Annotated in this window: 15 protein-coding genes; 8 read left to right on the forward strand and 7 right to left on the reverse strand. The window is 63.5% G+C overall.

Annotation, left to right across the window (positions count from 1 at the left end):
• Nucleotides 1–12: 12 nt before the first annotated feature.
• Nucleotides 13–498 carry a hypothetical protein gene (locus KXR83_RS16060; protein ID WP_437425652.1) on the forward strand — a complete coding sequence of 162 codons (486 nt, stop codon included), beginning with the start codon at nt 13–15 and terminating at the stop codon, nt 496–498.
• Nucleotides 499–507: 9 nt separating this feature from the next.
• Here the strand turns inward: KXR83_RS16060 and KXR83_RS16065 are convergent, their stop codons facing one another.
• Both KXR83_RS16065 and KXR83_RS16070 read right to left on the reverse strand, forming a co-directional pair.
• Nucleotides 508–1,305, reverse strand: coding sequence for a crotonase/enoyl-CoA hydratase family protein (locus tag KXR83_RS16065; RefSeq protein WP_437425858.1), 798 nt, complete (start codon nt 1,303–1,305; stop codon nt 508–510).
• 184 nt (nt 1,306–1,489) lie between these two features.
• Nucleotides 1,490–2,197: a YoaK family protein gene (locus KXR83_RS16070; protein ID WP_437425653.1), complete on the reverse strand. Its 708-nt coding sequence runs from the start codon at nt 2,195–2,197 to the stop codon at nt 1,490–1,492.
• A gap of 241 nt (nt 2,198–2,438) precedes the next feature.
• Between KXR83_RS16070 and KXR83_RS16075 the strand changes: the two genes are divergently transcribed.
• The 3 genes from KXR83_RS16075 to KXR83_RS16085 all read left to right on the forward strand — a co-directional run bounded on the left by KXR83_RS16075 (nt 2,439) and on the right by KXR83_RS16085 (nt 5,320).
• On the forward strand, nt 2,439–4,274 hold the full coding sequence (locus tag KXR83_RS16075) for an AMP-dependent synthetase/ligase (RefSeq protein WP_437425654.1): 1,836 nt from the start codon (nt 2,439–2,441) through the stop codon (nt 4,272–4,274).
• A 37-nt stretch (nt 4,275–4,311) separates the two neighbouring features.
• Nucleotides 4,312–4,965, forward strand: a complete 654-nt coding sequence (locus tag KXR83_RS16080; protein WP_437425655.1) for an HAD family hydrolase — start codon at nt 4,312–4,314, stop codon at nt 4,963–4,965.
• A 124-nt stretch (nt 4,966–5,089) separates the two neighbouring features.
• Nucleotides 5,090–5,320, forward strand: a complete 231-nt coding sequence (locus KXR83_RS16085; RefSeq protein ID WP_437425656.1) for a hypothetical protein — start codon at nt 5,090–5,092, stop codon at nt 5,318–5,320.
• Between the two features lie 72 nt (nt 5,321–5,392).
• Here the strand turns inward: KXR83_RS16085 and KXR83_RS16090 are convergent, their stop codons facing one another.
• Nucleotides 5,393–6,253 (reverse strand): LLM class F420-dependent oxidoreductase, encoded by an 861-nt coding sequence (locus tag KXR83_RS16090; RefSeq protein WP_437425657.1) that lies wholly within the window; start codon nt 6,251–6,253, stop codon nt 5,393–5,395.
• Nucleotides 6,254–6,334: 81 nt separating this feature from the next.
• Nucleotides 6,335–7,426, reverse strand: a complete 1,092-nt coding sequence (locus KXR83_RS16095; protein ID WP_437425658.1) for a glycosyltransferase — start codon at nt 7,424–7,426, stop codon at nt 6,335–6,337.
• Between the two features lie 131 nt (nt 7,427–7,557).
• Here KXR83_RS16095 and KXR83_RS16100 point away from each other — a divergent pair, with 131 nt between their 5' ends.
• The 3 genes from KXR83_RS16100 to KXR83_RS16110 are packed head-to-tail and all read left to right on the forward strand — an operon-like array spanning nt 7,558 to nt 10,891.
• A complete protein-coding gene (locus KXR83_RS16100; protein ID WP_437425659.1) occupies nt 7,558–8,496 on the forward strand; it encodes a WcbI family polysaccharide biosynthesis putative acetyltransferase in 939 nt (312 codons plus the stop codon).
• Nucleotides 8,493–9,518 carry a hypothetical protein gene (locus tag KXR83_RS16105; RefSeq protein ID WP_437425660.1) on the forward strand — a complete coding sequence of 342 codons (1,026 nt, stop codon included), beginning with the start codon at nt 8,493–8,495 and terminating at the stop codon, nt 9,516–9,518. Before KXR83_RS16100 ends, KXR83_RS16105 begins: the two co-directional genes overlap by 4 nt.
• On the forward strand, nt 9,515–10,891 hold the full coding sequence (locus tag KXR83_RS16110) for a glycosyltransferase (RefSeq protein WP_437425661.1): 1,377 nt from the start codon (nt 9,515–9,517) through the stop codon (nt 10,889–10,891). Before KXR83_RS16105 ends, KXR83_RS16110 begins: the two co-directional genes overlap by 4 nt.
• Nucleotides 10,892–11,000: 109 nt before the next feature.
• Here the strand turns inward: KXR83_RS16110 and KXR83_RS16115 are convergent, their stop codons facing one another.
• The 3 genes from KXR83_RS16115 to KXR83_RS16125 form a co-directional block, all read right to left on the reverse strand.
• Nucleotides 11,001–11,777, reverse strand: coding sequence for an SDR family oxidoreductase (locus KXR83_RS16115; RefSeq protein WP_437425662.1), 777 nt, complete (start codon nt 11,775–11,777; stop codon nt 11,001–11,003).
• A 209-nt stretch (nt 11,778–11,986) separates the two neighbouring features.
• A complete protein-coding gene (locus KXR83_RS16120) occupies nt 11,987–13,288 on the reverse strand; it encodes an amidohydrolase family protein (RefSeq protein WP_437425663.1) in 1,302 nt (433 codons plus the stop codon).
• Between the two features lie 96 nt (nt 13,289–13,384).
• Nucleotides 13,385–13,648 (reverse strand): Atu4866 domain-containing protein, encoded by a 264-nt coding sequence (locus KXR83_RS16125; RefSeq protein WP_437425664.1) that lies wholly within the window; start codon nt 13,646–13,648, stop codon nt 13,385–13,387.
• A 159-nt stretch (nt 13,649–13,807) separates the two neighbouring features.
• On the opposite strand from KXR83_RS16125, the gene KXR83_RS16130 reads away from it, so the two are divergent.
• On the forward strand, nt 13,808–14,665 hold the full coding sequence (locus tag KXR83_RS16130; RefSeq protein ID WP_437425665.1) for a helix-turn-helix domain-containing protein: 858 nt from the start codon (nt 13,808–13,810) through the stop codon (nt 14,663–14,665).
• Nucleotides 14,666–14,674: the final 9 nt, after the last annotated feature.

The following is a 14,674-nucleotide window of genomic DNA, read 5'->3' on the forward strand; positions in this document are numbered from 1 at the left end:
CAGACTTGAATCATGTATCCCGCGCAGCAGACGCCGCAGTACTGGCTGGCGCCCGGACCTGATCTGCCGCCCCGCACATGGCAACGACGCACTCGGACACCGATCATCATCGTGAGTGCAGTTGTCGGTGTTGTGCTCGCCGTCATCGCGCTCGGTGCCATGGCCTGGGGTGTGCAGGGCCGCGACTTCACCGCCGAAGGCGACGTTGTCCTCACCGGCGGCCAATATGCAGTGTCATCCGCTGACATCTGCGGTGGCACAGGCGAATTCGAAGACCTCAAGGTCGGTGCGCGAGTCCGCATCCTCGATGAGGAACTCACCATCCTGGAAGAAGGCGCACTCGGCGCACCCGAACTCTCCGACAACCGATGCCGCCTCGGATTCGCCATCTCCGGCGTACCGGAGGGTCGCGGCCGCTACGTCGTCGAGATCGGGACAACCGTCCGCCACGAGGCGAGTGAGGGTGTACTCGAACGCGGCATCACGTTCGAGTTCTGAGCAAAAGACTCAGAGCTCGCGGTCCACGAACTCCGGGGTTGTGCGCTTCATGCCGGCTTTGCGGGCAATGGCGTGGTTCTTGCCGCGCAGCAACCGCAGTTGCAGCACCTGCTCCACCGGGAACGAGAACCGGGGAGAGCGCGACCAGGTCTTCTCGAGCAACGACTTTGTGGACGCCACCGAATCGGGGGACCGGGACGCGATCTTCTCGGTCAAGGCCATTGCCTCGGCCATCGGATCCTCGGCGACACCGGTGACGAGCCCGATTTCCTTGGCGTGGTCGGCAGAGAACATCTCGCCGGTCATCGTCAGTCGCTTGGCGATGTCGATGGTGGTGAGCTGAGCCAACGCGGCCGATGCCGACATGTCGGGGATCAATCCCCACTTGGCTTCCAAGACGGAGAAGTCGGCGTCAGGCGTGGCAAACCGGAAGTCGGCGCCCATCGCAATCTGCAGGCCGCCGCCGTAGCAGTGGCCATGCACCACCGCGATGACGGGGACAGGAACCCGTCGCCACTCCCAGGCCGGGTCCTGAAAACCGTTGGAGCCCTTCAAGAGGTTCGGGACGAAAGTCCGGTAGATGCTCTTCTCTTTGCCCTGGAGGCTGGCGAAATCGAGTCCGGCGCTGAAGGATTTGCCCGCGCCGCTGATGATGACGGCGCGCAGGGTGCGGTCCTTGGCCGCCTGCCGGGCTGCTTTCGTCAGTCCGGCGAGTAACGGCAACGTGAGCCCGTTGTGCTTGTCGGGCCGGTTGAGCTGCACATGCGCGATGGGACCGAAAGGTGTCTTCTCCACCCGGTAGGTCACCGAATCGTCAGCCGCGGGGCGTGTCTCAGGGTCCGCGGCAACTGTCAGAGATGCGGGTCGCGAGGTGGCGTCGGTCGAGGACATTCGGATCTCCTTCGGTGCGTATTCGGTTCGAGGGTACGCCCGGGGCCGTGACCCGATGGACCGGCACCAACCCCTCCGGAGCTGTCGGTGGTGGGCGGGCTCACACTGCCGAGGCGCCGTGACCTGCGTCCGCGTCGGGTCCTGGACGAGCATCGCGCTCGTCGAGAATGAAGAAGACAAGCGTGATGGCAAGAAACCCGGCAGGCAACCAGGCGGCGTGCACACCCATCCACTCCGTCGCGAACGCGCCGACCGCAGCGCCCAGGAAGAACGAGCCGATGACCTTCGTATAGACGGCAAGCGCGCGCTTGGACGTCTCGGATCCGGTGGTCAGGACGCCATACGCCGACTCCACGGTGCGCATCAAGTTCCCGGTGGTCGCGACCACCATGTAGTTGAGATCGCCGATCGAGCGGAACAGCTCGATCTGCATCGCGGCCATGAAAGAGATCGGCACCGTGACGTACATGTGGGGGACCGTCTCGGGAACGAAGCCGATGGCAGCCAACGACAGGGCCTGGATGCCCATCGTCCACCGGATCGGATGGGTCACCACCGAGTCGACGCGTCCGGTCTTGATGTGGGTGGACAGCGTGACACCCAGCAAAAACGCGACGATCGGCCAGATCCGCGCCACAGCGTCGGCGTAGTGCTGTTCGGACAGGTTGATGAAGAAGAAGATGACGTTCCCCGTTTGCACATTGGCGAACACGCCGCCGCGAACAAGGAATGTGTAGGAATCCAGGAAGCCACTGGCGCAAGTAACCAGCAAAGCGAATCGCAGCGTTGTCGTCGTGGTTGTCGGCATGGTTCTCCCGCCCGGAATCATCTGTCCGAGGCGATGTTACGGCCGAGGTGCGCCCTCCGGGTGTCAAGCGGCGCGGGCAGTCTGTCGGGGGTGTCGCGTCGTGGTCGTCACATGGCAAGTGGATATCGGCTGTCCGATTTGTCGGGTCATCGGCGAATCGCCTTCGGGAGCGGCGCGTCAGCGCTAGATTCTGATCACAGCCGTGTTCATGATGCGTCGCGACCAACCGCCGGGAGAACTGATGAGCGAGAACACCACCGACGTCGTCTTTCACCACGCTTCGGGAGTCGCCGTGCACACCACGGCCGAAGCGTTTCAGCAGACCGCCAAGATGCACCCCGATCGTGTCGCGCTGCGCACTCCGGGCGGGATCCAGGAGATCACGTGGCGTGAGTACGCTCGCCGTGTCGAGGCGATCGCACGAGGCCTCGTGCGTCTCGGTGTCAGCCGTGGCGACACCGTCGGCCTGATGTTGACCAATCGCCCCGAATTCCACCTCGTCGACACCGCCATCGTTCACCTGGGAGCGATCCCGTTCTCGGTGTACAACACCAGCGCACCCGAGCAGCTCGAGTACCTGTTCACCGACGCCGCCAACAAGATCGTGATCACCGAGCAGGTGTTCATGCCCGCCATCAAACAATCCGGGGTGGCGCTCGAGCACATCATCACCGTCGACGGTCCGGCTGACGGTGCCATCGAACTCAAAGACGTGGAAGCCCAGGGCGACGAGGAGTTCGATTTCGAAGCCTCTTGGCGCGCAGTGGAATCCGACGACCTGGTCACATTGATCTACACCTCGGGAACCACGGGACCTCCGAAGGGCGTGGAGATCACGCACAGCAACGTGATCTCCGCGGCGGAATCGGTGGCTGACGAACTGCAGTTCGGATTCGACGACCGGATCATCTCCTACCTGCCGGCCGCACACATCGCCGATCGGGTCTCATCTCACGGTGCCAGCCAGATGCGTGGAATCCAGATCACCTCGGTGGCCGATCCGCGAGAGTTCGCTTCAGCGCTGCCCGATGTACGGCCGACCGTCTTCTTCGGGGTCCCCCGGGTGTGGCAGAAGGTGAAGGCCGGCATCGAAGGCAAGCTGGCCGAAGAGACGAGCCCGGTGAAGAAGAAGCTCGCGGGATGGGCGCTCGACGTGGGCCGGCGTGCTGCCAAGGCCGACTTGGCGGGCACGCCGAGGGGCAGGGCCCTCGCTGCTCAGCACCGGGTGGCAGACACCCTCGTGCTGTCGAAAGTCCGTGCGGCGCTGGGACTGGACGAACTGAAGGTGGCCATCTCGGGTGCGGCGTCCATTCCGGCCGAGGTGATCGAGTTCTTCGTCGGAATCGGCATTCCCGTCATCGAGGTGTGGGGTCTGTCCGAGACGACCGGAGCTGCGACGAAGACGACCACCGACAATCTGAAGGTCGGGACGGTCGGCAAACCCGTGGACGGTGTGGAGATCAAACTGGCCGACGACGGCGAAGTGCTGGTGCGAGCTCCGATGGTCATGCGCGGGTACCGCAACAAGCCGGAGAAGACGGCAGAGGCGATTGATGCCGATGGGTGGTTCGCCACCGGTGATGTGGGCAAGATCGACGACGAGGGAAACCTGACGATCGTCGACCGCAAGAAGGAACTCATCATCAATGAGTCCGGCAAGAACATGGCACCGAGCACGATCGAGAACGCGGTGAAGGCGTCCTCGTCGCTGATCAGCCAGGTGGTCGCGATCGGCGACAACAAGCCGTACATCAGTGCCTTGGTGGTACTCGACCCCGACGTCGCGACGTTGCGGGCCAAAGCTTTGGGTGTCCCCGAGGCGCAGATCGCGGATCTTGCCAAGAACCCCGAGATCATCGAAGAGGTCACGCTGGCAGTGAAGGCCGGCAACGCGAAGTTGTCGCGGGTGGAGCAGGTCAAACGGTTCGCGATCGTGCCATCTGCCTGGGATCCGGGCGGCGACGAACTGACTCCGACGATGAAATTGCGGCGCAAACCGATCGCCGGAAAGTATGCCGACACGATCGTCGATCTCTTCTCGAACCCGCCGGGTGCCGGAGTCATCGACCTCGGGTGACCGCGCGCGGTCTCATCGCGCACGCGATGATGGTGCAGTGACTGCAGCGGTGATCTTCGACATGGACGGTGTGCTCATCGATTCCGAGCCCATCTGGGAACAGGTACGCCGAGATGTGGTGGCCGAACACGGTGGTAGGTGGCTCGACGAGGCACAGACCGCACTCATGGGCATGAGCACTCCGGAGTGGGCGAAGTACATGAGTGAGGACCTCGGTGTGGGCAAGCCGCCGAATGAGGTGGCGCAGATCGTGATCGACAAGATGGTCGAGCGGTATGAAGACCATCTGCCGGTGCTACCGGGCGCCGATGACGCCGTGCGACGGTGTGCCGGGCGGTGGCCATTGGGGCTGGCCAGCTCGTCGCCCCGACAGCTCATCGATGCTGTCCTGCGGGCGGCGGGATGGACCGACCTTTTTGCGGTGACCGTGTCGACCGAGGAGCTCAGCCGGGGTAAACCCTCGCCCGACGTCTATCTGTCGGCGGCGCGGGCGTTGGGGTTCGAGCCCGCCGAGTGTGTTGCGGTGGAGGATTCGTCGAACGGTATGCGGTCGGCGACCGCTGCCGGACTGGTGCTCGTCGCTGCGCCCCGGCCCGAGTATCCGCCGGCCCAGGACGCCATCGCGGAGGCAGCGCTTGTGCTCGACCACCTCGACGCGCTCACCGAGGACAGCGTCGCCGCACTCGTTTGAACAGGTCACCGGCGCCTCGATTGCACTGGCCACTCTGTGATGTGGTTGATACGCACGATTGGGTACCCGTCTGAGGTCCGACTTCTCCACTCGACAGTCGAGTCCATACCGAATGGAAGGCAGTATGAGCGATTCACCTCCGAACGAGCAGCCTGGCAGCACCGACGAGCCGGCTAAAACCGTCGACGATCTGGAAGAGAAGATCAGTCAGGAACACGCAGACTCGGGCAAGGCTGGGCCACCCATCACCGAGAGCGACCCCGGCGACAGCGGCGATTCGGATTCAAGTGGCTCGGATCCGAGTGGTGAGACCAGCACCGCGCAGGGGTCGGCAACCGGCGAACCACCCGACTGACAGTCCGGGAAACCCGCCCGATCACACATGATTCGGCTTCGCGTCGACGATCGGACGGGTTTGCTCACGGAGTCACAACAAGGCCGGAGCCAGACGGCGCCACTGCTCCCTCGGGTACACCTTGGGGTCGGTGTCGAGCACCTGCACACAGACGTGGTCGGCACCGGCCGCAAGGTGCTCCTGCACCCGGCCGGCGATGGCGGCTTCGTCGCCCCACGCGATGATCGCGTCGAACAACCGGTCGCTCACCGATGTCAAATCCTCTTCGGTGAAACCCGAGCGCAGCAGGTTGTTCGCGTAGTTCGGCAGCCCGAGGTAGTTGCGCAGCCACTCGGTCCCGATGGAGCGGGCCTGGTCGGCGTCCGTGGTCAGGATGACGGTCTGCTCCGGGAGCAGAAGCGGGCCGGTGCCCAAGGACTCGCGTGCCCGGGCGGTGAAGTCAGGTGTGACCAGGTACGGGTGTGATCCGTTCGCTCGAGTTGCGGACAAGTGCAACATCTTTGGTCCCAACGCGGCGAGGACGCGGGCGTTGACGGGGACAGGCTGTTCGGTCGCGTCCAAAGCTTCGAGGTACGCCTTGGTCGCAGCCAGCGGCTTCTTGTATCGGCCGGGGTCGCCCGCGTCGACGAGCGGAGCGTGACTCACGCCGATTCCGAGCAACAAGCGCTCTCCGTGCGCAGAGACCAGGGACTGGTATTTCGCGGCGACGTCCACCGGTTCGTGCATCCACAAGTTGAGGATGCCCGTTGCGACGACGGCTTTGCTCGTGGCTCCGAGAAGGTTCTCCACCGCGTCGAACAGCGGACCCCCGACGTCAGGGATCCACAGTGCGGTGTATCCCAGGTCCTCCAGTTCGGCGGCAGCTTCTGCGGATTCGGCGGCATCGCCATAGCGCAACTGCGAACTCCAAACGCCTACACCTGCAAGTTGCATGGTCATCTCCTCGGTGACGCACCAGGGCGTCGTCGGCGCTCATGAGCGCGTGATGTGATTCGAGATCTGCTGTCCACGATGCTAGTCGATCCTTTGATCGGCGCGGCCGGCCGCGGTGGGGTATCGTTCGAGCGCCCGCGAGTAGATGGCGTCATGCATCGACGAAATGCTCTGTCGCTCAACATCTCTGGCTACTCTTCTGGCTGCCGGTGTGCTGTCTCGTTCGGCGTGTGTGATTGTCAATGCCTCGGTCAGACTGATGGGATCGAATCGGTCCACACCGAAACCGTATGTTCGACATGGCTTTTGATCGGCGAAGTAGCCGCAGTCCGGAGCGATCACCGCGGTCCCCAGGTCGTAGCACGCTTCCAGCCATCCAGAATGGGTTCCGAATCGATACGAGAGCACACTGACGTCGATCTCGGTCAGGTATCGCCAGAGTTCGTTGTCGTCGAACCGGTCGTGGATCCTGAGGTCCACGCCGTGCCCGGTCGCATATTCGGTGATGATCGCGGCGAGGTCGGCCGTCCGTTGATCGGCACCGGGATCGAAGACGTTGGAGTCCAGGTCCACCCGCACACGCGTGTCGGGGAGGGCCGCCGCCGCTGTCACGATGGTGTCGAGTACAGCGAGAGGATCGAGATTGGCCCGGAGACTCTTTGCGTGGACGCCGACGACGAACTCGCGTCTGCGATCACGATGCCGACCGATCAGCCCGAGAGGTGCAACATGCGGGTGTGGGATGACAGTGGCCTCCACGCCCCAGCGTTCGGCGATTTCGGTGGCCGCGCCGGAGGTCAGGGTGATGACCTCGTCAGCGCTGCGCACCAGGACATTCAGCTGTTCGAGGTGGAACGTGTTATCCCGAAAGTGTGGGTTGTGCAGGTCGTGGGCGGTGAACACCAGCGGTTTGTTGTGCCGGTGAAGAATGTCGACGACCTGGTTGAGCCGGTCGGTGGGGATGGTATCGAATCCAAAATGCAGGTGGAGCACGTCGAAGTCATCGATATGGTCGCCCAGCCAGGCGGGTTCGAGCCACCGCGGCGGCCACCACCGATCGTTGGAGTCGGCGCCTTCGGGTATCGGGTCGGGTATCCGTCTCACCCGAGAATCGCTGGTGGCGAGGTGCGCGACGTAGCGGTGGCCGGTGGGCACCGAGGCGACGGTGATCAAGTCGATGATTCCTTCGTGCGCAATTCGGATACCCGGTGGTGTGGCGACCCCGCCCGGCTGTTCGAGAGGAGATGCGTCCTGACATCAAAGTACTATCGCGGCGCCCAGCCGATGTGCAGGGTCCGGCGACGGTGAGCAGAAGGGCAGATGTGGACGGACGTACCCGGCACTATGGAGAGTTCTACGGTGTTGCCGACACCGCGACGACGGACGATCGGCAAATACTGGTCGTGTGGGGCAACTGTCAGGCCGAGGCACTGCGGATCGTCTTGTCGGGTTCGCGCGATCTTCCTTACCGCACGGTCCGGGTTCCCCCTGTCCACGAATTGGAGGCATCCGACATTCCGCAGGTAGAAGATCTGATCCGTCAGGCCGCTGTCGTCGTGTCGCAGCCGGTGCGTGGGGGATACCGGGGCTTGCCGATCGGCGGTCCTGATCTGGCGGAGATGGCACCCTCGGCGCAGCGGATCGTGTGGCCGGTGATCCGCTACGGAGGGCTGTACCCGTTCCAGGTCATCGTGAGGCACCCGGCAAGCCCGGCTGCGGTGCCGGCGGCCGTTCCCTACCACGATCTCAGGACTGTTTTCGCCGCCCGCGACGGACGAGAGTCCTTCGGCGACTGGGACGTCGAGGTCACGCCGGAACGAATTCGTGAAGCAGCGCAGTGGAGCATCGCTCAGCTGGCGGCACGTGAGAGCCGACATTGCGACGTCTCGATTTCCGATGCCCTGCTCGACCTCGGGGCGGACGCCGCGCACACGATCAATCACCCCGGCAACAAAACGCTGATGGTCCTCGGCGAGCGGATACTCGAAAGACTCGGTGCACCTGCGCCGTCCGCGCCGGATCGCGAGTTGCTCGGAAACACCCGGGCTCCACTGGAACAACGTGTGATCGAGGCCTTGGGTGTAAACGCGGCCGCTCGGTCCTCGTGGTCTGTGGACGGGGCGCCGGTGAGTGAAGAAGATGTGCACAAGCGTCAAATGCGCTGGTACGCCGAACATCCGGAGTACATCGATGCGGCCTTGGATCGGTACACAGAGCTGGTCTCGATATTGGGTCTGTCATGACAAGACCGATCGGTCACCTCGCTGTCGGGCCTCGATCGCATGGTGTTGTCCGCTACGCGCATTCGGTCTTCGATGCTGCGATCGCCGAGGGTGCCGACCACCGGTTTCACCACCTGGATGGCCCACTTGTCGACGACCCGACCACTGATGTCGGAGGCGTGTTGGACGACTGCGCGCTTGTGCATCTGCACGTGACCGACCGTCTGTTCGGACGTACGCCGGCCAAAGCCCGTGGCACCGTCTTGTCGATGATCGAGAACTTGAGTCGGCCCGTGTCGGTGACCCTGCACGACCTTCCTCAGCCATCGGACGGACAGTCCATGCCTGCCCGGGTGGAGTTCTACCGGTCGGTGGCGCGAGCTGCCTCAGGGGTGATCGTGTCGAGCAGCCATGAGGCGAAACTGTTCGCCGACTTTGTCGACCGAGACATTATTGTCGAGGTGGTGCCGCTCATGTTCGACGACGTTCGTATCGAAAAGCCGGTTCCGACTGCACGATTGACCGTCGGAGTCCTGGGTTTTCTCTACCCAGGTAAGGGGCATGGCGAGACCCTGCAAGCGATGTCGGGGCTCGATCCGTCAATTGGCTTCGTCGCCCTCGGTCGTCCTTCACCGGGTCATCAACACATCGCCGATGAACTCGAGGCAATGGCGGCGGAGATGGGTCGGACGTGCGAGATCACCGGCTTCCTGTCCGATGACGAACTTCGCAGACGAGCAGCCGAGATTACCGTGCCGGTGGCCTATCACAGGCACATGTCCGCATCCGGCTCCATCAACTCATGGATTTCGGCGGGCCGCCGGCCGCTGGTACCGCGGACTGCGTACACCCAGGAGATCGCGACACGGTCGCCCGGTGTGGTCGCCTTGCACCCCGACGACAACAACTCGCTGCGCGCCGCGATCCAATGTGCCCTCGCCGATCCTGGGAGCACCTGGATCGATTCGTCGACAAAGCCGATGCCGACTCCCGCAGACGTGGCAACGACGTACGAGCGGCTACTGCGGCGGTGGAGCGCGTGAGCGCGATCCCTCTCGCCGACGGACGCATGATCCTGCCCGACAATCGGTGGGACCTCGTCGAGCACTCGCCGGACACACCGTTGGTGAGCGTTGTGATCCCGTACTACAACCAGCAACGTCAGCTGGACCTCGTGCTGAAAGCGTTGACGGCGCAGACGTATCCAATGGATCGGCTGGAGGTGGTGATCGCCGATGACGGGTCCGCGCAGGCACCCGTTGTCGGCGAGTGGGCCTCGACGCTGTCGGTGACAGTGGTCAGCCAGGAGGACAGAGGGTTCCGTGCGGCGGCGGCTCGTAATCTCGGCGCGTCGACGTCCAAGGGGTCGATCTTGTGTTTTCTTGATGCCGATACCGTTCCCACACCCGACTACATCCGCCGGGCCGTCCGATTGCCCGCGGTGGCGCCGGACACCATCGTCGTCGGAAGGCGTAAGCACGCGGACCTCGCGCAGGTCACCGCGGACTCGGTTGCCAACTGGTTGTCGGACAACGCGCACACAGAACAAACGCACCACGACGAACCGCAATGGTTGGTGGATGGATACGACCGCACCCTCGACCTTCTCAGGCCCGGCTGGGATGGCTACAAATACGTGCTCAGTGCTGTGATGACATGCAGCCGTAGACTTTTCGAAGCCATCGGAGGTTTTGACGAGTCGTTTGTGCAGTACGGGGGAGAGGACTGGGAACTGGCGAACCGGGCCTTCATGATGGGCGCCGTACTCGCGCATGAACCTGCAGCGGTGGCCTGGCACGACGGGCCTGACTGGGCGGAGCGCCCGGTGACGGACCGAGCGGCGGAGAAGAACGCCGAAGCACTGGCTCTGGCGCCGTTGCTCACCGATCCTGCCGCGAGAGCCTCCGGTCTGCAGTACCTGATTCCCGACGTGGCCGTCGTGGTCTCGACTGATGGTCATACTGCGCCGTCGTTGTTGCACACGGTGTCCAGCGTGCTCAGGGGTGTCGACGCTGCGGTCTGGTTGACCGGTCTCGACGCCGGCACCCTGTTGCGCGAATTGGGTATTCATGACTCCCGTGTCCGTCTCGGTGAGCCGGACCCGAAGGTGTTGTCGCGGTGCCGGTTTGTCGTCGAGGTGTCCGGCCGCGTCGTCTTCTCCGCCGGCAGCATCGCTCGCCTCACTGCCGAGGTGGCGCCCGGTGCGGCCGGGCAGGTGGATGTCGAATTCGGGTCGGGGTCCTCGGCGTCGGTGACGACGTGGTCATCGCGTGCGCTACACAGGTCACGACGATGGTCGGAGGAGGCAGGGCTGACGACCGAGGAGGTGATCGAGATGTTGTTCGGCGTCCGACGCGTCGAGTCCGGAAGTGTCGGAATCGTTGTCGCCGAGGAAGACCCGTTGTTGAGTTGGTGATGCTTCGGCGCGCCTGCGGCCACGGGTAGAACTCTCGTGGTTTCTGGTGGACGCAGAACGTGTGTGTGCCCCGGTGGCGAGTTCGACGCTCGCCACCGGGGCGACACGGTCAAATCACCTGTGCTGTCGGCAGAATGGTGACCTCGGTGAGGTTGACGTGCGCCGGTAGGGCCGCGATGAACGACACCGTTTCGGCCACATCTGCCGATTGCAAGACATCGATCTGATTGATCAGGTCGGCCATCAACTTGCTCGCGTCCGGATCGGTCACGTGGTCGGGCAGCTCGGTGTCCACCATCCCTGGCTCGATGGTGGCCACTCGGACGTTCTTTCGTCCGAGTTCGGTGCGCAGCAGCCGCGTGATGTGACTGATGAACGCTTTGGTTCCCGAGTAGACCTGAAACTTCTCGAGCACTCTGGTCGCCGCGATCGACGAGGTGGTGATGAAGTCGGCCGGCCGTCCTGCGGCGGCAGCGGTCTCGAGGGCTCCGACGAATGCCTCGATGGTGTTCATCACGCCCTTGATGTTCAGATCGATCTGAGTGTTCCAATCGTCCACTGCGAGATCGCCGATCTCGGAGATCAGCTGGACCCCGGCGTTGGCGAAGACCAGGTCGACCGGACCCAATTCGATGGCGATACGGTCGGCCGCGGCACGGAGAGCCTCGCGGTCGGTCACATCGGTCGGCACGACGAGCGCCGTTCCGCCGTTCTTCGCAATGCGCTCCGCGAGTTCATCGAGACGGTCTTTGCGGCGGGCAAGCAGCGCGACCTTGGCGCCGAGCTCGGCGAATCGTTCAGCGGTCGCCTCGCCGATGCCGCTGGAGGCTCCCGTGACCACTGCAACCCGGCCGGTGAGCGGAGTGCCTTCGATGAGGGTGTTCATGATTTTCTCCTTTGTGTGTCGAAACCGTGTAGATGGTTCAGATCTGACGGAAGTTCGGATCTACAACCACTATTGGTCGGATCCGTGGCCGGAAACAGGTAGGGATGCACCCACCTTCGTGCCCCGCGCGGCGAGAATTCGGTCTCGGGAAGTGGTGACTTCCTTGCTGAGCGCGGTGGCGTCGACACCGACGAGCGAACGGTCCCACTTCACGGCCTGACCTGCCACGAACACCGCCTCGACGTTGTGTGTGTGTCGGCCCCCAGAACGATGGTGCCGATCGCATCGTTCAACGGCATGTTGTTCACGTCGTTCGCGGCGATGATGAGCAGATCGGCCTGCTTGCCGGGCGTCAGTGAGCCGGTGACGGAATCGAGTCCGTTGCTCCTCGCGCCCTGCAACGTCGCGAAGTCCAGGACGTCGCGGGTGGTGATGCGATTGGGTGTGGCCGTGGTTCCGTACACCGAGTTGACCGCGAGCATCCGCTGGATCGAGAGCAGTGTGCGCATCTGGGTGAACATGTCGCTGGCCAGAGCCACCTCGACGTCGACACTGAGGCCGGGGCGAATGCCTGCACGCAGAGATTCATCCACCGCCGGGATTGCTGACTCCAGGCCGATCTGCGCATCCGAAGACGGTGCCAGCGAGATGGTCACACCCGCCGCGCCCAAGGCGGTCCAGGCGTCTTCGCTGAGGCCAGTGCAGTGAATGAGGGTCATGCGGTCGTCGAGGATGGCAGTGCGTTGCCAGTCCATGATCGCTTGCGACGACGCCGCCCCGAAGACGGCGTCGATGCTGACACCCAAGTTCAACTCGTGTGCGACCCGGGCGAGTTCGGGACCATAGGCAAGGTCGGGTCCGGCGACCTCGTCAGTCGCCAGTGCCGCCATGCGCAGGGTCAACAGTTGATCGTCCGATGAAAAGTACTGCTCGCGCAAGCGTTTGAGGTCGGCCGGCCACTGACGTTCCCAGGGGCCGAAGTGGGGCCTCATGGAAGCGTGCACACCACGGATCCGGGTGGCGGCCAGCGCTTCGATGGCCGCGTCCGAATGCTCGCCGGTGCGAGAGTTGTGCGAGAAGTCGAGCATGCAGGTGACTCCGCTGTCGAGAGCGGTGAGAGCGGCAAGCTTTGTGCCGGTGTAGATGTCGTCGGGTTCGTACAAGGGTGCGATGCCACTGAGTGTGCTCATCACGTACTCGCCGAGATCGTTCACATCGGGCATCATTCGGCGCAGTTGCGTTTCCCAGGCGTGACGGTGGGTGTCGACGAAGCCGGGGCACACCACGGCTGACGAGGTGTCGATGACGATCGCCCCGTCGGCGGCGCCTTGTGCGCGCAGGTCTTTTCCCACGGCGATGATCTTCGAACCCTCGATCAGGACGTCGCCGGTCTCGAGATCCCCGACCTCGGGATCCATGCTGACAACACCTCCTCCGGTGAGGAGGATTCGCCGGAGGTGATCTCCGGCCGTGGCGGCCAGGGTGTCTCCGATTGCTGCGTGGGTGGTCATGATGCGTGTCCTTTCGGCCTCAGAGTGCTTCTTCTCAGGTGGAGTCGTTGAGCGTGAATATCGCTGTCTTTCAGGGAATTCCGCGATGAAGGTGCGTCATGCACCTTGCTCCTGGCGATACAACACCAGATGCTCGTGATAGAGGACACCGTCACGAATGTCGCCGGTTGCGGTGAAGCCGGTGTCGTCGCGGTAGTCCAGGTGCGAGCCGGTGACGGTATAGGTTCCGGTGTAGGCGCTTGCTTTGTCGCCGCGTGCTTCGTCGTAGCGACCGTTCGGGAGCAGTTTCTGACGGATGTATCCGTCTGCGGTCACCCACATCCCGACGACATCGGGAACGGTGGTCGGTGAGTTTTTCATGATTGGTTCCTTGTCATGAGGGCCCCGCCTCGGATCGGCTCTGCTGGGCGGATGATTCGACCGTACGAACAATCGGCCGCGGGAACGTGGGTGTAAGGCACCCACGCTGAGGGCCCGGCACGGCGTGCGGGGGCGCGCAGGCCTCAGTATTCTTGGGGGATGGCTGACGACAATCTCGGCGCCTACCTGCGGGCTCGGCGCAATGCGGCTGCGGCGGAGAGTTATCCCTTCGCCACACACACGGCTCGACGAGTCCCCGGTCTGCGTCGGGAGGAGGTTGCGGAGTTGGCCGGCCTCAGCACCGACTACTACGTGCGGCTCGAGCAGGGCCGCGAGAAGCACCCCTCCGAACAGGTTGTCGCGGCACTGTCTGCTGCCCTGAAGTTGACCAAACATCAGGATGACCATCTGCGGCTACTCGCCGGACTGGCGCCTCAGGCCGTCCCTGCGGCAACGGGTGTCGACCCGGCACTCGCCCACATGCTTGATTCCTGGACGGATGCGGCGGCGTTTGTCCTCGATCCTCTTCTCAACTTCACTCAGATGAATCCGCTTGCCGCAGAGCTGTTCAGTGGCTTTTCCGATCAACGGAACCTCGTTCGCAACGTGTTCCTGGACCCGGAGGGCAAGCGCTTCTTCGTCGACTGGCAACGCGCCGCGGAATCGTCGGTCGGCTCTCTGAGGGCAACAATGCACCTGCACCCCAGTGCTGGGGAGCGCGAGGCGTTGATCGCGGAACTGCGCGCCGACAGAGACTTTGAACGCCTGTGGCAAAAGTTCGACATCAGCCCCAAGACACAGGAACGGAAGTTGCTTCGCCACGCAGGCGTCGGAGACATCACCATCGACTTCCACGCATTCGGTGTGATGAGCGCGCCCGGGCAACAACTTGTTGTCTACCAACCCGATCCGGGAAGCACCAGTGAGGCGAGGTTGTTGTCGCTCCGAACGCAGCGACGTGGCGATTCAGCTGCCGCTGCAGAAACTGTGAACGCTGAGTCGGGAGTCGCCTCCTGACCTGCTGTC

This window comes from Williamsia muralis, assembly GCF_051487485.1.
GTDB lineage: Bacteria > Actinomycetota > Actinomycetes > Mycobacteriales > Mycobacteriaceae > Williamsia > Williamsia muralis_B.

What these genes read in the sequence shown, in the direction of transcription:
- KXR83_RS16060 (WP_437425652.1), top strand. Translation starts at nt 13, where the DNA reads ATGTATCCCGCGCAGCAGACGCCGCAGTACTGGCTGGCGCCCGGACCT.
- KXR83_RS16070 (WP_437425653.1), bottom strand. Translation starts at nt 2,197, where the DNA reads ATGCCGACAACCACGACGACAACGCTGCGATTCGCTTTGCTGGTTACT.
- KXR83_RS16075 (WP_437425654.1), top strand. Translation starts at nt 2,439, where the DNA reads ATGAGCGAGAACACCACCGACGTCGTCTTTCACCACGCTTCGGGAGTC.
- KXR83_RS16085 (WP_437425656.1), top strand. Translation starts at nt 5,090, where the DNA reads ATGAGCGATTCACCTCCGAACGAGCAGCCTGGCAGCACCGACGAGCCG.
- KXR83_RS16090 (WP_437425657.1), bottom strand. Translation starts at nt 6,253, where the DNA reads ATGCAACTTGCAGGTGTAGGCGTTTGGAGTTCGCAGTTGCGCTATGGC.
- KXR83_RS16105 (WP_437425660.1), top strand. Translation starts at nt 8,493, where the DNA reads ATGACAAGACCGATCGGTCACCTCGCTGTCGGGCCTCGATCGCATGGT.
- KXR83_RS16115 (WP_437425662.1), bottom strand. Translation starts at nt 11,777, where the DNA reads ATGAACACCCTCATCGAAGGCACTCCGCTCACCGGCCGGGTTGCAGTG.
- KXR83_RS16120 (WP_437425663.1), bottom strand. Translation starts at nt 13,288, where the DNA reads ATGACCACCCACGCAGCAATCGGAGACACCCTGGCCGCCACGGCCGGA.
- KXR83_RS16125 (WP_437425664.1), bottom strand. Translation starts at nt 13,648, where the DNA reads ATGAAAAACTCACCGACCACCGTTCCCGATGTCGTCGGGATGTGGGTG.
- KXR83_RS16130 (WP_437425665.1), top strand. Translation starts at nt 13,808, where the DNA reads ATGGCTGACGACAATCTCGGCGCCTACCTGCGGGCTCGGCGCAATGCG.